General features: G+C 52.1%; 18 protein-coding genes. 8 read left to right on the top strand and 10 right to left on the bottom strand.

The window, feature by feature from the left end; all coding sequences use genetic code 11:
- Position 1 precedes the first annotated feature (1 nt).
- Entirely contained in the window at positions 2-1726 is a 1725-nt protein-coding gene (gene gspE, locus PCI15_RS11895) for a type II secretion system ATPase GspE (RefSeq protein ID WP_271274559.1), read from the bottom strand.
- Between the two features lie 252 nt (positions 1727-1978).
- Positions 1979-2296 (bottom strand): ArsR/SmtB family transcription factor, encoded by a 318-nt coding sequence (locus PCI15_RS11890; protein WP_271274558.1) that lies wholly within the window; start codon positions 2294-2296, stop codon positions 1979-1981.
- Positions 2297-2574: 278 nt separating this feature from the next.
- On the opposite strand from PCI15_RS11890, the gene PCI15_RS11885 reads away from it, so the two are divergent.
- The 4 genes from PCI15_RS11885 (at position 2575) to PCI15_RS11870 (ending at position 5367) form a co-directional block, all read left to right on the top strand.
- Positions 2575-3537 (top strand): permease, encoded by a 963-nt coding sequence (locus PCI15_RS11885; protein ID WP_271274557.1) that lies wholly within the window; start codon positions 2575-2577, stop codon positions 3535-3537.
- 132 nt (positions 3538-3669) lie between these two features.
- Positions 3670-4008 (top strand): hypothetical protein, encoded by a 339-nt coding sequence (locus tag PCI15_RS11880; RefSeq protein WP_271274556.1) that lies wholly within the window; start codon positions 3670-3672, stop codon positions 4006-4008.
- A 64-nt stretch (positions 4009-4072) separates the two neighbouring features.
- Entirely contained in the window at positions 4073-4339 is a 267-nt protein-coding gene (locus tag PCI15_RS11875; RefSeq protein WP_271274555.1) for a DUF2933 domain-containing protein, read from the top strand.
- A gap of 29 nt (positions 4340-4368) precedes the next feature.
- On the top strand, positions 4369-5367 hold the full coding sequence (locus tag PCI15_RS11870) for a YncE family protein (RefSeq protein ID WP_271274554.1): 999 nt from the start codon (positions 4369-4371) through the stop codon (positions 5365-5367).
- Between the two features lie 50 nt (positions 5368-5417).
- On the opposite strand, the gene PCI15_RS11865 is transcribed toward PCI15_RS11870, so the two are convergent.
- The 4 genes from PCI15_RS11865 to PCI15_RS11850 form a co-directional block, all read right to left on the bottom strand.
- A complete protein-coding gene (locus PCI15_RS11865) occupies positions 5418-6827 on the bottom strand; it encodes a multicopper oxidase family protein (RefSeq protein ID WP_271274553.1) in 1410 nt (469 codons plus the stop codon).
- A gap of 214 nt (positions 6828-7041) precedes the next feature.
- Entirely contained in the window at positions 7042-7845 is an 804-nt protein-coding gene (locus tag PCI15_RS11860; RefSeq protein ID WP_271274552.1) for an SDR family NAD(P)-dependent oxidoreductase, read from the bottom strand.
- Between the two features lie 2 nt (positions 7846-7847).
- Positions 7848-8825: an LLM class oxidoreductase gene (locus PCI15_RS11855; protein ID WP_271274551.1), complete on the bottom strand. Its 978-nt coding sequence runs from the start codon at positions 8823-8825 to the stop codon at positions 7848-7850.
- Between the two features lie 21 nt (positions 8826-8846).
- A complete protein-coding gene (locus PCI15_RS11850; protein ID WP_271274550.1) occupies positions 8847-9839 on the bottom strand; it encodes a zinc-dependent alcohol dehydrogenase family protein in 993 nt (330 codons plus the stop codon).
- Between the two features lie 105 nt (positions 9840-9944).
- Here PCI15_RS11850 and PCI15_RS11845 point away from each other — a divergent pair, with 105 nt between their 5' ends.
- On the top strand, positions 9945-10844 hold the full coding sequence (locus PCI15_RS11845) for a LysR family transcriptional regulator (protein ID WP_271274549.1): 900 nt from the start codon (positions 9945-9947) through the stop codon (positions 10842-10844).
- 20 nt (positions 10845-10864) lie between these two features.
- On the opposite strand, the gene PCI15_RS11840 is transcribed toward PCI15_RS11845, so the two are convergent.
- Positions 10865-12511, bottom strand: coding sequence for an amidohydrolase (locus PCI15_RS11840; protein ID WP_271274548.1), 1647 nt, complete (start codon positions 12509-12511; stop codon positions 10865-10867).
- Between the two features lie 140 nt (positions 12512-12651).
- Here PCI15_RS11840 and PCI15_RS11835 point away from each other — a divergent pair, with 140 nt between their 5' ends.
- Positions 12652-13029 carry a VOC family protein gene (locus PCI15_RS11835; RefSeq protein WP_271274547.1) on the top strand — a complete coding sequence of 126 codons (378 nt, stop codon included), beginning with the start codon at positions 12652-12654 and terminating at the stop codon, positions 13027-13029.
- A gap of 1 nt (position 13030) precedes the next feature.
- On the opposite strand, the gene PCI15_RS11830 is transcribed toward PCI15_RS11835, so the two are convergent.
- Together PCI15_RS11830 and PCI15_RS11825 are read right to left on the bottom strand one after the other, a co-directional pair.
- Positions 13031-13909: an AraC family transcriptional regulator gene (locus tag PCI15_RS11830; protein ID WP_271274546.1), complete on the bottom strand. Its 879-nt coding sequence runs from the start codon at positions 13907-13909 to the stop codon at positions 13031-13033.
- 20 nt (positions 13910-13929) lie between these two features.
- On the bottom strand, positions 13930-14424 hold the full coding sequence (locus tag PCI15_RS11825; RefSeq protein ID WP_271274545.1) for an SRPBCC family protein: 495 nt from the start codon (positions 14422-14424) through the stop codon (positions 13930-13932).
- A 221-nt stretch (positions 14425-14645) separates the two neighbouring features.
- Here PCI15_RS11825 and PCI15_RS11820 point away from each other — a divergent pair, with 221 nt between their 5' ends.
- On the top strand, positions 14646-15779 hold the full coding sequence (locus PCI15_RS11820; RefSeq protein WP_271274544.1) for a hypothetical protein: 1134 nt from the start codon (positions 14646-14648) through the stop codon (positions 15777-15779).
- Between the two features lie 155 nt (positions 15780-15934).
- Here PCI15_RS11820 and PCI15_RS11815 read toward each other — a convergent pair whose 3' ends face one another.
- Positions 15935-17041, bottom strand: a complete 1107-nt coding sequence (locus tag PCI15_RS11815; protein WP_271274543.1) for an adenosylhomocysteinase — start codon at positions 17039-17041, stop codon at positions 15935-15937.
- Between the two features lie 280 nt (positions 17042-17321).
- Here PCI15_RS11815 and PCI15_RS11810 point away from each other — a divergent pair, with 280 nt between their 5' ends.
- Entirely contained in the window at positions 17322-18959 is a 1638-nt protein-coding gene (locus PCI15_RS11810; protein WP_271274542.1) for a diguanylate cyclase domain-containing protein, read from the top strand.
- Positions 18960-18992 lie beyond the last annotated feature (33 nt).

The following is an 18992-nucleotide window of genomic DNA, read 5'->3' as shown; positions in this document are numbered from 1 at the left end:
GTCATGACTCCTGCGTGACCCGGATGATTTCTTCGATACTGGTGTATCCAAGCAGCGCTTTACGGCAACCGTCTTCATACATACTGTGCATGCCGCTGGCTTTTGCCTGTTTCATAAGAGTGCCTGCGTCTGCCCGTTGCAGTATCAGCCGGCGAAGTTCATCGTTCATGATCAGCAATTCAATGATTGCCAGCCGGCCTTTATAACCGCTTTCGGCACAGTGCTCGCAGCCTACAGGACGGTACAGTTGTACAGGAGCGGCAGACGGCAGCGCGTCCAGCCCCATATCCCGGACCATTTCCGGCAAAGGGGTATATGCTTCACGGCAGTGCTGGCACAGCTTTCTGACCAGGCGCTGACCGATTGCAGCATTCAGGGTGGAGGTCAGTAAGTACTCTTCAATGCCCATTTCCAGCAGACGGGTGATGCTGCTGGCAGCGTCATTGGTATGCAGGGTTGAAAGCACGATATGGCCCGTCAGTGATGACTGAACACAGATGCGTGCTGTTTCCAGGTCCCGCATCTCCCCTACCATGATGACGTCCGGGTCCTGACGGACAATCGAACGCAGCGCGCTGTTGAATGTCAGGCCGATTGCCGGTTTAACCTGAATCTGGTTAATGCCTTCAAGATGATACTCAACCGGATCTTCTACGGTAATCAGTTTACTGGTTTCCGTGTTGAGCTGATTCAGCGCAGTATACAGCGTGGTGGTTTTACCGCTGCCTGTCGGGCCGGTGACAATTAACATGCCGTGGGGAATACTGAGGACAGTGTTCAGTTGCTGTAACAGCGCGGTATCAAAACCCAGGGTATCAAATTCAAGCGCGACGCTTTCTCTGTCCAGTAAACGTAATACCAGGCTTTCGCCAAACATGGTTGGCACGGTGGAGACCCGGATATCCAGATCTTTACCCTGCAGCCGTATTTCAATCCGGCCATCCTGTGGCAGACGACGCTCGGCAATATTCAGTTTTGCCATCAGCTTGACCCGTGAAATGACCGCTGGAGACATGTTAACCGGAGGTGCTTCACTGTCCTGCAGTACCCCGTCAACCCGATAGCGCACTTTGAGGCTGTTTTCAAAGGGTTCAATGTGAATATCAGACGCTCTGGACTCAACGGCCCGCTGGATAATCAGATTGACCAACCTGATAACCGGCGCTTCACTGGCCATATCTTTTAACTGTTCGATATCCTGGTCATCACTGTCCGCGTCCGGGCTGACCTGCGCCAGAATATTTCCCATCCGGCTATTACCCTCTCCGTAAAGACGCTCAATGGCATTTTCCAGTTCTGTACAAACGCCGATACACGGCTGAATTTCATAGCCGCTTGCGTGTTGCAGAGCCGCCAGAGTAAAAGCTTCCCCGGGCCGGCCAAGCGCCACCTGAAGCCGGTTATCCTCAATGGCGATGGGTAGTGCGCACTGTTCTTTAAGAAACCGGAAAGACAGGCTTTCAGTCAGCAGAGGCGCATCGGGAAATTCCCGGGCACTGATCAGGGGCAAGTCCAGTAACGTTGCCAGCTGTTGCGACATGGTGGTTTCTGATACCAGGCCCAGCCGGATAAGCAGGCTGGATACGGGGGTGTTATCTGTACTGGAGGATTGCATCTGTAACACGCGTTGCAGATCTTTTTCCGTCAGGGAGCCGGTACTGATCAGCGCTTGCCCGAGAGCATCACTGTCGATGGTGGGAGCAGCACCGGCAAGGGCTGGTTGCATCGAACTTCCCTCCGCTTGCCGAAGATGGATGGACAAAAGTTGATACTGTCTGAAACCCATCCATTACGGGATAATTTCAATTGGTCATTGAGTAAACACTAGTCCAAATAATAGACGCTATTGCTGAAACAACATCATAATCATATGGCGCCGGTGTTAAGCGGAGAGAATAACAATGGTTTACAAACGGGTTTAACCGGTAAGTAAACGACAGGTCAGACTGAACACAGTGATAGGGGCAACAAGGTGTCGTTAACTGCTGCAGTCCGAATCCGACTGGCTGTATTCCTTACTACAGCATTCATCAATCAGAAAGGAGGCCAGTGCCAGCAGTTTGTCGTACTGGGGAACGCAATACAGTATGCGCCCTTCCCTGCGCTGCTCTACCAGGCCGACTGACACCAGACGGCTGATATGATGCGACAGAGTAGACCCGGGAATGCCAAGGTTGGTTTGTAACTCCCCTACGGGTACCCCCTGATGCCCGGCTTTAACCAGATACCGGAATACCTCAAGACGGGTTTCGTGGCCCAGTTCGGCCAGACGTTTAGCGGCCAGTTGTGTCTGCATATCAGTTTCCTTATTAAACTATTTCGATATTAATCGAAGTTTTTTTAAAACGCAAAAGCATAGCCGGCTCAGGCATGTGGGCGCTCTGACCTTACCGAATGTCCTTATTAAATCATATAAATCAGATAGTTAATTTATCTGACGCAATCTGATGTTCACCGGGACCTTCGCTGCTACTGCAAGATCGTTTCGATTAACGTGGAAATAATCCTTGACGGTTGCTTTTTATTTCTATAATTCTGGAAATATAGTTAATTAATTCAGATCACGGAGTATATATGTCCCCTGAAACTATTCAGATGTTTGAAGATGCACTCGGCATGTTTGCATTTCTGGCGGTTGAGCTAACCCTGCTGTTCCTTGCGATCAGTTATCTGGTTGGTGTTCTGCAGGAATTCATCACGCCTGAGAAAATTCAGTCGATTCTTAGCTCGCGTAAAGGTAAAGGCTATGTGATTGCTGCTCTGCTGGGGGCGATTACACCTTTTTGTTCGTGTTCAACGATTCCTTTCCTAAAAGGGTTGTTACGTGCCCGCGCCGGCTTTGGCCCGATGATGGTATTTCTGTTTTCCAGCCCGTTGCTGAACCCGGTCATTATTGGCCTGTTTATCATCACTTTTGGTTTACAGGTTGCGGTGATGTATTTCAGTGTTGCGCTTGTGGTGTCTGTGACAGCGGGTTTCGTACTGGAGAAACTGGGCTTTGAACGCTATGTCCGTCAGGAGGCTTACCAGCAGCCGGTGGCCACTGGCTGTGGCGCGTCTGCCAGCAGTGACTGCGGTGCGTCTGTGAGTAGCTGTGGTTCAGATACCCCTGCACCGGCAGTTGAAAGCCGCTGGGTCCGCATCTGGAAAGCCACCTGGAAAGACTTCAGGCAGGTTGTCCCTTATCTGTTGCTGGGTATCTGTCTTGGCTCGTTTATCTACGGCTTCATCCCAACGGATCTGATTGCCAAGTACGCCGGTGATGCCACCTGGTATGCAATTCCTGTCGCAGCGGTTATCGGTATACCTCTGTATATCCGTGCGGAAGCGGTTATCCCGCTGAGTGCTGCGCTGGTCAAGAAAGGTATGGCGATGGGGTCTGTGATGGCGCTGATCATTGGCAGTGCCGGTGCCAGCCTGACTGAAGTGATCCTGCTGAAAGCGATTTTCAAAAACCAGATGATTGCCGCTTTCCTGGTCGTGATTCTCAGTATGGCAATTTTAGCCGGCCTGATGTTCAACCTGTTTCTCTCCTGAGGGATCCTTCATCCGCAGCAACCGCCCGGTTGCTGCTCTCTGTCCATACTGCGCTGAACTATAAGCGTGGCTGAGGGTCTGTTTAAGGGTGTTCGGATAACAACGGATGTTAACGTCATGCCCCGGCAACCTATGTTTTTCACAATTCTGTGTGCCCTCTTTCTGGCGATGGTTAGCAGTCAGTTAACAGATGCCAGCCCGTCATCCGGTATGCAGGGGGCGGAACATTCTGAATGCACAATTATCGGTGAACCGGGGGACGCCAGCCCGCTGCTGGCTGAATACAGCGCTGATCAGCCTGACAATCTTTCCTGTGCTGCTATGTGTGTAACGTCCTGCAGTACTGCGCAGGCCGGCGTAGATGCAGCCCATTCTCCTGTGTCGCTAACATCTTTACATTCCCCGCTGTTATACGCAGACAACGTTATTGCTGTATCCCTTAAGCCCTTGTTACGCCCGCCTATTGGCTGATTTTCTGTTCGCCTGTCCTGACTGAACCAAACTAAAGATCACCTGTTTAACTGAGGAAGTCGTAATGAAGACTGATAACCGCACTCCCTGGTGGAAAAACGGCCATAATCTGATGATGGCCGGTTGTATCTCAATTGCCGGATACCTGTTTCTCTTTACTGATACCCGTTGGCAGACAGCTTTGCTGTTTCTCGCCTGCCCTTTAATGCATCTGTTCATGATGAAAGGCATGGGGCATGACTGCCATTCGAAGCATGACGCTGCGGATAAGCCGGGTAAAGAACCGGTTCAGCCCGCCGGACAAAAGACCCAGGTACATAAAGATTTTTGAAATAAGCATTTTTAACAGAAGGATTTGTCATGAAGCGTACATTTTCAGGAAGCAGTTTATTGAGTCTGACCTGTATGGTGGGCAGCTTGTATGCGTTACCTGTACTGTCAGCTCCCACAGTGTATATTCCCCTGGGGTCCGGTAATGGAGTTGTCGCCGTTGATGCCGCCACGGACACGGTGACTGAGCATTTTACCGGGGTTAAAAACCCCCACGGGCTGGTAGCCACGCCCGACGGAGAATATCTGCTGGCGGGCAGCATCGCGGAGGATAAGGTAAAAACCGCAGCCGGTGAGGATCAGAACAGTGAACTGTATCTGGTGCATCCTGCCCATGGTCATGTCATGCAAACGGTACCGGTGTCCGGCTGGTCACATCATCAGGCGATTACACCGGATGGACGCTATGTGCTGTCCACGCATCCGACCCGTAACCATGTCAGTGTGGTGGATGTGCAAAGCGGTGCTCAGGTTAAACTGATTGAAACGGATAACGGGCCTTACTTTGTGCTGGTCTCTTCCGATGGCTCTAAAGCCTATGTCAGTAACAGCGGTGCAGGCAATGTTCAGGAGATAGAGACTGAAACCTGGCAGGTTATCCGCAGTTTTGATGCCGGCAGTTCTCCTGAGCATATGGTGTTGTCCGGTGATGAATCCGAACTGTACGTCAATAATGCCCGTAAAGGCGCCCTTTCTATCATCCCTCTTGCTGATCCGGAACAGCGTAAAGAAGTGGCAATCAGTGACAGTCTGCATGGGCTGGACATCAGTGATGATGGTCGCCACCTGTTTATCAGCAGTACCACTGCAGGCAAGCTGGTGGTGTTTACGCCCGCCACCGGCCAGAAAACCGAAGTACCGCTGGCCCCGAAACCTTATCATCTCAATACGGTTAAAGGTGCCGGTAAAGTGTATGTGTCCAGCCGGTCGGATCCCACGATCTGGGTGATTGATCAACAGTCTTTCGAGGTGACTAACCGTTTCAGCCTGCCGGCCGGTGAAGGTCACCAGATGGCGGTAGTTCGGTAAAAAAGCTCTATATTTATCAGCTAAATACAGAGCTTTGTTATGCTTAGTTGTTAAGCTGTTACTTCAATCCAGGTCACCATTCCGGCGGCCTGGTGTTCAATCATATGGCAGTGTAATAACCACTTTCCGGGCAAGCCGGCTTTAAAGCGGATGGTCAGGTTTTCGTTTCTTTCCATCAGTGCTGTGTCATGCAACATTCCCGGCTCATAACGGTCTGATCCGCGCAGCTGAAAATGATGGCCATGTAAATGCATGCCGTGTGGCCAGCGGGTATCGTTAACGATTTCAATCTCAACTGTTGCGCCGGTCCGGGCGCTGAGTAGCGGTTTGTCCGGCAAATTTGCAACGCCGTTAAAGGCCCAGGCCTGTTTATTGACGGAAAGTTTCTGGGCGCTCATGGGGGTATTGCGGTAAATCGCGCTTCTGAGGCCCCCCATTGCCCCGCCGGTCATTAACAGTTGTGCATGATGATCCGGCTTACCTTCGCCGGGAACGGGCACAGGGTTAGCAGGCAATGGCTGCGGTGACTGACGTTCTGTTCGCTGCTTACTTCCCGGAATGATCTGCCAGAAAGCACCGGCCAGCCGGGTTCTGCTGCCGGTCTCATGAATAGGCTGTTCGCCCTGCCAGTCAGTGGGAATATCAACCGTCAGGTCGTAACGCTCCGCCGGCGCGATGGTCAGAGACTCGTTTGTTTTCAGCGGTTTAGTCAGGGGCTGGCCGTCTTTGGCAATGATCCAGCACTGCAGGCCGTTCAGCTCCAGTGCCATGATTCTTGAGTTTGCGGTATTCAGTATCCGCAGCCGTGTTCTTGAGCCTGCCTCTACCGGCAACCGGGGAGTAATTTCCCGGTTTACCGTCAGGAGATTTCCCATTCGCCCGCCGTGTGACCATTCATGCATACTTCCCAGCGATTCCAGATCAAGCTGTCCGGTGCTGTTGAGGCGCCAGTCATCCAGTACCAGTAAGTGATCATGATCTGCCGGATACGGTGTGCTTTCTTCGACGACCAGTGGCTGGCAAAGCCCGCGTGCCAGTTGTTCATATGTGTTGTGATGGCTGTGTGCCCAGTAGGTCCCCGCATCCGGAGGTGTAAAGCGGTAGGTAAATGCCTGACCGGGATCAATGGCCTGCTGGGTAAGGCCGCTGGCACCGTCCATATCATTGGGGACCCGCATACCATGCCAGTGCACACTGCTGGCATCAGGCAACCGGTTACGAACGGTTATCTCAGCGGGTATATGCTGTTGCAGCCTGAGCACATTCTGGCCCATGGCCCAGAGATCCGTTGGTGGAGACTGGCTGAACCAGTATGCCTGTTCCGGTTGCAGCGTTATTAGCTTTTTCTGCACTTTAGCAGCGGCTTCCTGGCTGGCATAAACCAGCCCGGATATATTCAGTGGCAGCGCACATATCCCTGTGCCGGCCAGCCTTAGAAACGCACGGCGTTTTACGTCCATTTATGTTATTCCCTTTAGGTTTGATCTCTTTCCATAGTCCGGCCTTATCATTCCTGAAGCGCGAATAATATGTATCCGCGGATCAGGCCGGAGATTGGTCTGAGTATGCCCGCGGTTGCCAACGGCTGCAGCGGTTAACTATTCAGAGTCTCCCCCGGTGTTTATTCCGGGGGCTAAAGGGAATTGAGGGTTTGGCGGTCAGTTGCCTGATTATTTAGCCGCTACCGGCCAGTATGGCTTCAATGGCGTCTGTCACTGCACTGACTTTGCCTGTATTCAGGGCATCTGCATGGGGAGTACTGAAGCAACGGGCATCGTTATCGAAGTACTCCCCCGAAGCGTTAGCAAATTCCTCTGAAAGCGCGGCCCTGATCAGGATGTCTGCGCCGATACTTAAATCTGAGCCGGGAATACTGAATGCATCTTTGACCATCTTACTGGCCAGCAGTGAGCCTGGATTGACGGCGACGATCATGGGGCCAGTGTTGCTGTGTTGCAGGCCCAGCTGGCGTGACCACATGGTGATTGCCAGCTTGCTCTGCGCGTAAGCCGGGCCATCAGTCAGTGGGATTTCCCCAGCCAGTGCACTGAGATCTACCGGTGCCTGAGCAGCGGATGAAAGGTTGATCACCCGGCCGTTGCTGCCCAGCAGCGGTAAAAGTTCCTTCGTGAGCAGATAAGGGGCCAGCGTATTCACAGCAAAGCGGATATCCAGACCCTCTTTAGTGCGGGTAACCGGGGTTTTATAAATGCCGGCATTGTTTATCAGCACGTCCAGCTGTGGCTGATCCTGCCGTATGCTGGCCGCCAGCGCCCTGACCTGAGCCATGTCAGAAAGATCTGCCAGATAACCGCTGACGGCTTCATGGTTGATGTCTGCCAGCCGTTGCCGGGCTTGTTCAAGTTTTGTCTGGCTGCGGCCGTGCAGTATGACCCTGTGTCCTGCCGTCAGCAGTTTTTCTGCAGTTAACAGGCCGATACCATCGGTAGAACCGGTAATGAGTATGGTTTTGCGCATGTTTATGCTCCGTGATGGCCGAAGTCTGGCAGGATTGCATCCGCCAGCTTATTTAAGGTTTTAAGGGTATCTGCGCTGTTAAAGCGGAGGTTCAGTGCAACATGGTTTACACCGGCATCCTGCAGTGCCTGCAGATGTAAGTGTAACTGCCGGATGCCAAGCCGGTAGCCCAAATGGATCGGCCGGGGCAAGGCTTCAGGATCGGCGACCAGATCAATGTACAGCGGTTGCATAACCGGCTGTGCGTTGCGGCCTGCTGCCAGGGTTTCGGAGCGCCACTGGCTGATAATCTGTTTTTGCAGCTGTGCTTCACGGGGGTACAGCATCCGGCCGTCGCCGTGCTGTGCGATCCAGCCTGAAGACTGCTGGCTGGCGCCGGTAATCAGCAGGGGTAACTGACTGCCTACAGGCTTGGGCAGCATGTCTATATCACCGGATAAATCACCGTAACTGTTGCTGAGTTCCGGCCTGTTATCATTCATGCTGCGGATATAGGCGTAGCTTTCCCGGAACCTCTGACTGCGTTCTTCAAAGGGTGTGTTCAGCGCCGGATATTCTTCCGGCCGGTCTCCGGATGCAACGCCCATAATCAGCCGCCCACCGGACAGGACATCCGCACTGGCTGCGGCCTTTGCCACGTGGGCCGGGTGCCGTAACGACAATACAATGCTGGCGACCCCCAGTGCTATTTTATCTGTGGAAGCCGCCAGCGCACCTAAATAGACGAAGGGATCAAACAGTTGCCCGGCATCACCGAATGATGGCACGTTAAACGGCACATCTCTCAGCCAGATGGCAGCAAAACCAAGCGCTTCAGCCAGTTGAATACGGGCCAGATGATCGGTTAACGCCGGTACCGGGCCGCTGGCATAGTTTTCCAGCGGGGCAACCAGACCGACCGTTAGCTTTCCCGTGCGGAATACCCGGTTGTAGCCCCGGTTTATCTGCCGGAAGTCCTGTGTGGCAACTGTCATGTCCATTCTGATCTCCTGTGTTGCGGATTATTCAGCGATGTCGATAACCACTTTACCGGTAGCCGTACCGCTGTTCAGGTGCTGGTGAGCCTGGCCAGCTTGCGTCAGGCTGAAGCGTTGTTCGTCCAGTACTGGCCTCAGGCAACCTGCATCAACAATGCGGCTGATATCCCGCAGAATCCCTGAATGGGCCTGCCTGGCGTAATTATGGATCATTGGTATCAGCATGAAGACTACATGCAGGGATAACCCTTTCATATGTGCCACGCTCAGATCCATTTCCACCAGAGATACGGTGGTGGCAACCTGACCATTCAGCGCGGCTGCTTCAAAGGAGCTGCTGATATTAGCGCCGCCGACGGAGTCGAATACCAGATCGAAGCCTTTACCTGCTGTGTGTTCAGCCACATAGTCTGCAACGGTGTCTGTCCGGTAGTTTACGGGGGCTGCACCAAGCTGGCGGATCAGTTCCAGATGGGCCTCATTACCGGCGGTGGAAACAACATTGGCACTCCAGTATCTGGCAAGCTGCAGGGCCACATGGCCAACACCGCCGGCACCGCCATGCACCAGTACATTCTGGCCAGCCCTGATACCTGCGCGTTGCAGGCCTTCGTAAGCAGTAATGGCAACCAGTGGCAGCGCTGCCGCTTCACGCATGTTCAGCCTGGCAGGTTTAGGGGCGATCAGCTCAACGTCTGCCAGCATGTATTCAGCCAGTGTGCCGGGACGGTCCCCCAGACCACCGGCGCAGCCATACACCTCATCTCCTGCTGTATATTCAGTGACACCTTCACCCACCGCTGTTACTGTGCCGGCAAAGTCCATACCGAGAATCGCCGGTAACGCCGGCGCGAATGGCAGGTCTTCGCCCATTTGCCGGAGCATGGTATCGACGGTGTTTACACTGGTGGCAGCAATGCGGATCAGTACCTGACCGGCTTCTGGTTGTGGTTGCTGTACATCGCTGAGCTGAAATTCTTCCGGGCCGCCGAACTGACGAATAATCATTGCTTTCATGAATCAGTGCCTCTGTTTATGTATGAGGCCATTGTATTTGTTTATCAAAAGATGATAATCAGGGTAAACGTGGAATTACTTTCAACAATATATTGATAATAAGTGATGAATATTGAGCACCTGAAATTGTTTGTCCGTCTGGCCACCACGCAAAATATCACTCAGGCCGGGCATGAACTCGGCCTGTCACCGGCGGTTGCCAGTTTGCATATTAATAAACTTGAAGACGGTCTGGGTGTCCGGCTGGTGCACCGTACGACCCGTAAGGTATCGCTGACGGAAGAAGGGCTGGCATTTCTCCCTCACGCTGAAGACGTGCTGGCCAGTGTTGAAGCAGCACGGGCATCTGTCGGTGCCGGGAAGGTGTCTCCTTCAGGTACGTTGCGGGTGACAGCACCTGCTTCGTTCGGACGGATGCATCTGGTGCCGGCGCTGGACGGTTTTCTAAACCGTTACCCGGATCTGTCGGTTGATTTCAGGTTTTCTGATTCGATCATCGATATGGTGGAAGGCGGGTTTGATATTGCGATCCGTAATGCCCCGCTGAAAGATTCAACGTTAATCGCCCGCAGGCTGGCGCCGGACCGCCGTATTCTCTGCGCGTCACCGGATTATCTGGCCAGATACGATGAACCGCAGACCCCTGCTGATCTGGCTAATCATGCCTGTGTCAATCTGGCCGGGCTGGATAACTGGATGTTCAGTACCCCTGACGGGCCGGTGACGGTAAAAGCAACCGGCCGGTTACGGACAGACAACGGTGAAGCCATGCGGGATGCCAGCGTGGCCGGTGCCGGTATTTCGGTGAATTCGACCTGGAGTGTTTATCAGCATTTGCTTAGCGGTGAGCTGGTGCAGGTTCTGAAAGATTATCCGCTGGTCTCCGAAGCTGCCATATGGGCGGTATACCCAAGCTCCCGACAGTTGGCCCCTAAAGTTCGCGCATTTATCGATTATTACGCCGCCTGTTTTGCCCCGCCCATCTACTGGGATGAGCGGTTGTAACGGCACGTCTGATCCGGTGCCTACCAGCCCAGCTCCCCGGCTTTGTATACCCAGCGGCCATCAACCATGGTGGCCAGCGGTCTGATACTGGCAATCTTGCTGCTATCAACCCGCATGTAGTCCTGATTAAGGATCAGCAGGTCTGCCCGTTTGCCTGTTTCCAGTGAGCCTGTTTTATCTTCCATGAAGGCCAGCCGGGCGTTATTGATGGTATGCGCGACCAGCGCCTGACGGCGGTCAACATTCTGCTCTGAGACTTTTGTGCCATCAACCATCCGGCCGTTAACCGCCCACCACAGGGTACGGAACGGGTTATAGATTGATACAACGGGGCTGTCGGAGCCCAGCCCCCAGAGCGCCCCTTTTTCGGTGAGGGTTTTCATCGGGGTCATGTTCATGGCGGCACTGCCAAAACTGTTTTGAAACCGGTAACCGATAAGGACCGGTCGACTGTGTATGGCGAACAGAATGCCCAAGGCTCTGGCCCGCTCAATGGTATCTGGCTGAATGCCGTCAATGTGAGCGAAGGTCCAGCGCAACGGTGCCAGCGGATAGGTTTCATTGATGGTTTCAAAAGCATCCAGATGCTGGTTGATAGATGCATCATTGACGGCATGAAGGTGTAGCTGAATGCCCCGTTTCGCCAGTTTCCGGGCGTTGTTCAGAAACGCGGTTTTAACTGCTTCAGTACTGCGGGCAGCCCGGCCGGCGGTATCCTGCACAGGAAGCATCAGTTGCTCCCCAACCCCCACCGGGCGGAAAAAATCATCATCGGAACGGAAATTTACGCCATCCAGTCTGCTCAGGTCCGGGCTGAGATTATCCCGGCCCCAGGGGATGACCTGTTTCATATACATCAGCCGGATCGGCATTTCGCCTTTGCTGTTCAGGGTTTCAAAAGGTTCGTACAGTGAATCAAGGGTATCAAACCCACCGGCATCCACCACGGTGGTCAGGCCGGCGCGGGCTAAGTCTGTGAGCGCTTTGCGGCTTTGTTCCAGCCGGTTCTTTTTGGTATTGGCGGTGAGCTGTTCTTCCAGCAGAAACTGGGCCCGTTTGGTTACCGGGCCTTGCGGCTGGCCGTCTCCATCCAGCAGCAGGCCGGGCATTTGCGGCGGGCTGTCCGGATTTACACCGATGGTTTTTAATGCCGCGCTGTTGGCATAGCCCCAGTCAAACAGGTGCTGGAGATATACCGGATTATCCGGGGCGGCTTTATCCAGATCACTGCGCAGAAAGCCAGCTTTGGGCCGGCCGGAAAACTGGCGCTCTACAAAACCGCCACTGGCAACCAGCCACTGCCCCGGTTTGGCTCTGGCGGCCGTATCTGCGATTTGTTTCAGGGCCTGCTGATAATCGGTAATCCCCTCCAGGCGAATCTGGTGGCCCCAGTTCTGTGCAGCACGCACCAGGTGCATGTGGTTATCAATGAGGCCGGGGATAACCGTCCGCCCCTCAAGATCAATGACTTCAGTGGTGTCGGTTATATGGGTGGATACTTCTTTATCGGAGCCAATGGCGACAATTTCACCGGCGTCGATGGCGATTGCGCTGGCCGTGTTAAACCCTGAATCTACCTGCAGAATATTGCCGTTATTGAGTACCAGTTCAGCACTGAAAGCTGTGCTGCTAAGGCTGATAAACAGAATGCTGACGGGCAGTTTCATGATCTTCTCCGCTGAAATACGATTTGTGGCACGTATTATTCTGAGTGACTTTGTGCAGTTTTGTTCCCCTGTCAGGCTAGGTTATAAAGGCAATAACCGCTAGTATGTGACTGATTTTTATATCAATTGAGGATAAGAATATGCTTCTTGGTGTGTGTCTGGGAACGAATGACTTACCGGCTGCGGCCGATTTTTACGATAAAGTTTTAGGCACCCTTGGGATGGTCCGGACGATGGAAGTGGACAATGAGGTGGGCTACGGCCCGGCTGGCGGCCCCAGCTGTTTCTGGGTACTTATCCCTTATGATCAGCAACCGGCGACCCGTGGCAATGGTACCCAGGTGACCTTCCAGGCGGGCAATAATTCACTGGTTGAAGCTTTTTATCAGGCGGCCGTTAAATCAGGCGGCAGCTGTGACGGTGCACCGGGTTACCGTTACCGCCCGGGATATTACGGCGCATATTGTCGTGATCCGGACGGTAATAAGCTGCACGTTATGCATGAAGCCGCTGAATGATTCAGGCCTTTTGCTGAACCGGTATATGCAGATACAGTTCATTGTCCGGATCCGCATCATTGAAGCCTGGCATATAGAGTTCAAAGTCAGGCTTTTCTATATAGTCATAGTCACTTTTCGGCAACCATGTTCCCCAGATATATCTGAGGGTCTGATCCAGGTTGGCCACCGGCCCCCGGTGGGTGAACTTTGCGTACAGCTGCTCGGGCAGTTCCCGGGCAACCATATCCTGCGGGACTTCCGACAGGTCTGACACCGGCGCTGCGCATACATACACAAAGCTTACTGACTTTTCATCAGTGTCACCTTCCGCTGCTGCGTGCTCTTCATAGGATTCATAGATCCCGAAGAAGTTGTCCCCCTGCCGGTTTGGTATCCGGTCCCGGTTAGGGCCGAAAGCAGACCAGAGTGTGTGCAGATTGAGCGCTTCGTTGTCATATTCAGTGGCAATGCCGATCAGTTTGGTGGCTGGCTGCAGTATGATTTCCGGCGCCATGCTCACCTGATTGTGCAGATAATGCAGGTCATTCGGGCTGAACTGATCCTTATAGAGTAAACGGAACGGGTCCTGTGCTTTACGGTACTGGGCCGGCGTCATATTAAACAAGGCCTTGAACGCACGGGTAAAGGCTTCCTGAGAGTCAAACTGACAATCCATCGCCAGTTGCAGAATGCTCGCTTCATCACTCAGCAGGCGTTTGGCGGCGACAGTGAGTCGCCGTTTACGCAGATATTCCTTGGGTGTCTCCCCTACCATGGCTTTGAACATCCGACTGAAATGGTAGGTGGAGTAATGGGAAGCGGCCGCGATTTCATGGACCGAGATCTTGTCGTACAGATGTTGTTCAATGAAATCGATACTGTTGAAAAACCGCTGCATGTCATTTACCTGAATAAACATTAGTTGGCAGGTGCTGACACTGAAGCCGGCTGCTCTGCAAATTCTTTTAATCCATTCAGCAGTTTACCAAAGGCTATCGGCAGTGCCATACGCAGTAACGGATATACAAGATACGCCGGGGTTTTCAGTTGGGGTCTGGCGGTCCAGGTGACTTCACACTGGTCGCTGCTTTTTGCGATGACCTGCATGGTTACCTGATTCTGTTTTAGCGGGACAATTGCCGGGACATTGACGGGTGAAATATCAAAGGTCAGGGTCATATCTTTTTCGCTATAGTAGGAAATCATTTCTTTCGCTTTAGCGCCGTCCGGGTTGTCGCTCAGATGGCAGATCCGCCCTTCCATTGGTGCACCGCCGGTACCTTTGTCGGTGCCAATCCCGTAAGAGTGAGGGATGGGCCCCATCCACTCATAAGCCTTATCAAAATCATGAGCAATAATTTTCCAGATTGTGTCCGCCGCTTTATTGATGGTGACTTTTTTTACGATCTTCATAATGTATTCCTCAGTGAATCAGTGAGATGGGTGCATGTTTGTAAGTTGTTTCCTGGTGTTCTGCAGGTGAAGAGCTACCTGTTGAAGAGCACTATAGAAAATACACAGCCATATTTTTTGATATTTCTTGCTGTCTTTAACTGTGGTGCTGGCCGGCTGTAAGCAGTGGTTGGAACAGAATTTGCCCTGTTAAAGGGAATGCTGATAAACGGAGGTGACGTATGAGGAATCAGTTGCGCGACCAGTTTATTTTACAAGTGCCCCATCCCGGAAGGTTCAGTGCATCCCTGTTGGGTATGGTTGTCATATTTCAGGCGGCTGCAGTAAGAGCGGATACCTATGCTGATGACTGGCAGACTCAGTTCAAAGTAACCACGTTTGAAGATGTCCGCACCGACGATAATGCCAGCAGCGGCTCAACTCTGTGGACCATCGACAACAAGGCGGATGTATATTCAAAGGAATTATATGAACGGCCTGTTGCATCTATGGATGAAACCGTGGGCAGTAAACCGGCATCAGAAACCTACTATGAGTTTATTGATATCAGTACCGGCAGCATTGCCATCGATAAGAAGAGTGAGCATGCCTATTTTTCAATTGATCTGACCGGTGATGCCGAAGTGTCCGATGGGACTTCGGTGATCAAAGGATTCAGTGAAAACTACCGTATCAGGTTCTCATCTGACCGTAACTTTGCATCAGAAGATGGTGAGGTTTCCAGCTATATGATTGGCGTAAAAGGCCCGTCAGGCAATGTCTCCGGGAGTTTCAACGACAGCGGTTCTTCTGCCGGTACACAGATCTGGTTTGATGACCCTGCCGACGGCGCTGTCACCGGTACCGGGCTGAGCATTACCGATGAAGGCACCAGTGGCTATGCTGAACTGACAAGTGAAGGCAGCTCATCTGATATACGTGCCAGAATCGACGGCAACTCCATTCAGTTTGCGTTGAACTACGGTAATCTCGGACTGGAAAAGAAGCTTTTTCGTAATCTGATCTTTGAAGCGAATAAAGGTGTAACGGATCCGCAAAACAGCTTTTTCAATGACGCATACAGCTTTGAAGACGCTGGCAGTCCGTACGACACGGAAAATCCGCCCGGGAGCATCTATGAAGTAGATACCCTGCTGGCGAGAAACGGAGGCGGTATGCGGGCGGCACCTGTACCGGAAATGGGGTCAGGCATTTCTGCCGTTTTCCTGATCGGGGCCATGTTTTATCTGTTTCGTCCCCGCCGTTTCAGGCTGCAGGGCTGCAGGGCTGAAACCGTTATCCCCTCTTTTTACTTGCAGTTTGCGTGGTCAGTCATTGTGCGGCACAGAATGCGTTGCAGATTGAGATTTCAGTGATATATGACGGAGATCACATCAGATACCGGAGAGCTCTTCCGGAAAAGAACTCTCCCTCGCGGGATACGGTTTGGTGTTCGCAGCAGGCAATTGCTCTGTCCCAGCCGTATTTCAGGGGTGACTGACGGTATTGAGGTAATGCAGAACGGGCGGGTTCAGCCGAAGTGTGCCAGCCAGCTGGTAGCCAGCTGGCGACGCTGTTCTGCTGCAAGGTTGGAAATACCGGCCGGCAGCGGGTTCTTCTGTAAATGATCTACGGCCATAATCGCTTCTCCCTGTACCAGGTAAATGTATGGGCCTACTTCCGCGTTATGAATGAAGTTAATGGCATTGCCATAATTGCCCAGATAAAAGTACTGACCAAGCCGCTCATACTGGCTGACGTATTCCGTCACCGGTGTGATATTAAAACTGTTATCCGCCCTTTTCAGATCCAGCTCATCATCTGAAGATGTCACTGAAAAGATGAAAGCGCCGTTCTTAATCCGGCTGAAGTCGTGGTTGCTCAGGGACTGGTTTCCGGTGGCGCAGAAAATCACATCGCTCTGTTGCAGGGCTTCGTCTTTCTGAATCAGATCAAAGCCTCTGGAACGGGCTTCGATGGCTCTGATGGGGTCTATCTCAACTATTTTGGTGTTGATATTTTTCGCGTGCAGCGCCTTAGCAATGGAGCTGCCGATCTTGCCGTAGCCAAACACCACGGCATTGCCGCCGTTCATGATGTGATGACACTGGCGCATAAGGGCTTCACTGGAATAAACGATGGACTGTCCGGTCAGGTAATCTTCCGGGCCTTTAAGGGGGCTGCGGGCTATGGAAATTACCGGCACGGGAAGCGCCGGCAGATTGCTGTAGCGCTGATGGCCGTTTTCAGTTATTTCAACAATGCCCTTCAGCCTGGCCTGCAACATCTCTGGCAGGTGGCTGACCGAGGCAGCAAAATACCCGCCGATATCGATGATGATCAGGTCGCCTTCCGGAACATGATCGTTAATCACTGCTGCGGTGACGTCAGCAGACTGCAACTGATCACGCTTCTTGATCACAACCGGGAATTTCTTCTCTACCTGCTCCAGTGTGCTGTGGCTGATGCTCCGGGGCTTTGGCACTACCATTGAGACCCGTGCAAAGCGTTCAAGGCAGTCCAGATAGCAGGTTGGAATATCAAGCAGGTGTGTAACTACCACCAGATTCAGACTGGAAGTGTACTGTGGCTGGATATCTTCAAAGAAATGTCTGCTTTTAATAAACAAGGGATTCATAGCCTTACTCCTTAGGGCTGATTTTGTCGTACATCTGTGTAAAAGATTGTTCTCAAGAGTACAAATGTTTGTTTTAATCAAACACTTGTATTAATTTTTGGGTCAGCACAATTGCGCTATTAACCGCCGATTGATGTAGAATTGATTGAAATTATTTGCTTCAGTGCAGCTGCTTAATGGCTATCTGTTCTGCCATGCAGTTGTAGCAGTTCCGGCCGGGACACTGGTCAGGAAAGAATTTTAAAGGCCGGTTCCGAGGCTAACAGGTAGTCAAACTGAAATGAGTTCAGATGTTAAGTTAACCCAGAATCAGTCCCGAGAAATGGATACATCAATACTCAGTTATATTGATGATCTGGTGTCCATTGTCGATAAAAATTACCGTTACCGTGCTGTCAGTAAAGGCTATGAAAGCTTTTTTGGCTGCGACCACAGCCAGATCATTGGCAAGCATGTCAGTGAAGTTCACGGCGAAGCTGTGTTTGAGACGCACATTAAAGCCGAACTGGACCGGACACTTGCCGGCGAGGAACATACCTTTCGTTTCTGGCGCCCCGACTCCCGGGGTGATCTGCGTTTTCTTGATGTTAAGCATACCTGCTACCGGGGCCCGCTGACTGAGGGGCCGGGGGTGGCTGTTGTGGTCCGTGATGTCACAGAGATTGTCCGGGCGAATGAAGCAACCGAACAGAAGCAGGAATTGCTTAACACCATTATTAATGCCATTCCTGACCTTATCTTTGCGAAGGACTCTAACGGGGTTTATCAGGTCTGTAATAAAAGTTTTGAAGAGTTTCTCGGCTTTACGGCTGAGCATATTATTGGCAAAACCGATTATGAGCTGATGTCTGAAGAATCTGCCACGTATATCAACCGCCGGGACAAGGAAGTACGGGCGAGCCACGAAGCACAGCGATATGATGAGTGGGTCAGATACCAGGATGGCCGTCGTCGTTTGCTGGATATGTATAAACTCCCCCTGCTGGAAAAAGGCCGTTCTGAGGCCGGTGTATTGGGAATTGGCCGTAACGTTACCTATGAGCGCAAAGCAGAGCAGAACCTGCTGATGGCTTCGCTGGTGTTTGATACCACACCTGATCCGTGCATTATTTTTGATAACAAAGGCGGCATTATTTCCTGCAATGAAGCAGCGATTAAACGCTTTGATCAGCTGAAAAGCGACTATCAGAAGCAGGACATTAATGACCTGTTCCATTGCCCTTCTCTGGCAAACCTGGATCTGAATACCCTGCTGGGTGATACCTGTAGCTGGTATGGTGAGATTTGCTCCTGTAGTGAAAACAACAGCTTACTTGCGACAATTAACCTTGTGCAGGGGCAGTTTGAGCAGCTGAACAAATATGTACTGATTATCCGTGATGAAAAAACCCATCAGGAAATTGCAGAAAATCTGCTGCATATCGCCTATCAGGATTCCCTGACAAGCCTGCCCAACCGCCGGCTGTTCTATTCCCGTCTTGAGAGTGCAATTATCCGGGCTGAACGGCAGTTATCGCAGCTGGCCGTCATGTATATCGATCTGAATGATTTTAAGCCCGTTAATGATCAGTATGGCCACGCGGTGGGTGATCAGGTGCTGATTGAGATTGCCGGACGCCTGCAAAGCTGTTTCCGTTCCACTGATACCCTGGCGAGAATCGGTGGGGATGAATTTGTTGCGCTGGTGGATATTGAACATCCGGAGCAGGCAAAAGCGGTTGCTGAGAAGGTGCTTAAGAGTCTGGATCCGCCGCTGGTGCTTGATGACAGTGACCAGACCATTATTTCCGCCAGTATTGGTATCAGCCTTTTCCCATCGGATGCCGGCAGTGCTGAGGAGCTTCTCCTTAAGGCAGATGAGGCTATGTACCGCGCCAAACGTGAGGCCGGACGGTATTGTGAGTTCAGCGGTAAATAAACATCATTACTGAGTGCTGTCTGCGTGCATTGC

Source organism: Aliamphritea hakodatensis, assembly GCF_024347195.1.
GTDB lineage: Bacteria > Pseudomonadota > Gammaproteobacteria > Pseudomonadales > Balneatricaceae > Amphritea > Amphritea hakodatensis.
This window is presented reverse-complemented; position numbering and strand designations above follow the sequence as displayed.

Bases quoted from the DNA above. Each gene is read 5' to 3' on its own strand.
- gspE (WP_271274559.1), bottom strand. From the start codon at position 1,726: ATGCAACCAGCCCTTGCCGGTGCTGCTCCCACCATCGACAGTGATGCT.
- PCI15_RS11890 (WP_271274558.1), bottom strand. From the start codon at position 2,296: ATGCAGACACAACTGGCCGCTAAACGTCTGGCCGAACTGGGCCACGAA.
- PCI15_RS11885 (WP_271274557.1), top strand. From the start codon at position 2,575: ATGTCCCCTGAAACTATTCAGATGTTTGAAGATGCACTCGGCATGTTT.
- PCI15_RS11880 (WP_271274556.1), top strand. From the start codon at position 3,670: ATGTTTTTCACAATTCTGTGTGCCCTCTTTCTGGCGATGGTTAGCAGT.
- PCI15_RS11875 (WP_271274555.1), top strand. From the start codon at position 4,073: ATGAAGACTGATAACCGCACTCCCTGGTGGAAAAACGGCCATAATCTG.
- PCI15_RS11870 (WP_271274554.1), top strand. From the start codon at position 4,369: ATGAAGCGTACATTTTCAGGAAGCAGTTTATTGAGTCTGACCTGTATG.
- PCI15_RS11865 (WP_271274553.1), bottom strand. From the start codon at position 6,827: ATGGACGTAAAACGCCGTGCGTTTCTAAGGCTGGCCGGCACAGGGATA.
- PCI15_RS11860 (WP_271274552.1), bottom strand. From the start codon at position 7,845: ATGCGCAAAACCATACTCATTACCGGTTCTACCGATGGTATCGGCCTG.
- PCI15_RS11855 (WP_271274551.1), bottom strand. From the start codon at position 8,825: ATGGACATGACAGTTGCCACACAGGACTTCCGGCAGATAAACCGGGGC.
- PCI15_RS11850 (WP_271274550.1), bottom strand. From the start codon at position 9,839: ATGAAAGCAATGATTATTCGTCAGTTCGGCGGCCCGGAAGAATTTCAG.
- PCI15_RS11845 (WP_271274549.1), top strand. From the start codon at position 9,945: ATGAATATTGAGCACCTGAAATTGTTTGTCCGTCTGGCCACCACGCAA.
- PCI15_RS11840 (WP_271274548.1), bottom strand. From the start codon at position 12,511: ATGAAACTGCCCGTCAGCATTCTGTTTATCAGCCTTAGCAGCACAGCT.
- PCI15_RS11835 (WP_271274547.1), top strand. From the start codon at position 12,652: ATGCTTCTTGGTGTGTGTCTGGGAACGAATGACTTACCGGCTGCGGCC.
- PCI15_RS11830 (WP_271274546.1), bottom strand. From the start codon at position 13,909: ATGCAGCGGTTTTTCAACAGTATCGATTTCATTGAACAACATCTGTAC.
- PCI15_RS11825 (WP_271274545.1), bottom strand. From the start codon at position 14,424: ATGAAGATCGTAAAAAAAGTCACCATCAATAAAGCGGCGGACACAATC.
- PCI15_RS11820 (WP_271274544.1), top strand. From the start codon at position 14,646: ATGAGGAATCAGTTGCGCGACCAGTTTATTTTACAAGTGCCCCATCCC.
- PCI15_RS11815 (WP_271274543.1), bottom strand. From the start codon at position 17,041: ATGAATCCCTTGTTTATTAAAAGCAGACATTTCTTTGAAGATATCCAG.
- PCI15_RS11810 (WP_271274542.1), top strand. From the start codon at position 17,322: ATGAGTTCAGATGTTAAGTTAACCCAGAATCAGTCCCGAGAAATGGAT.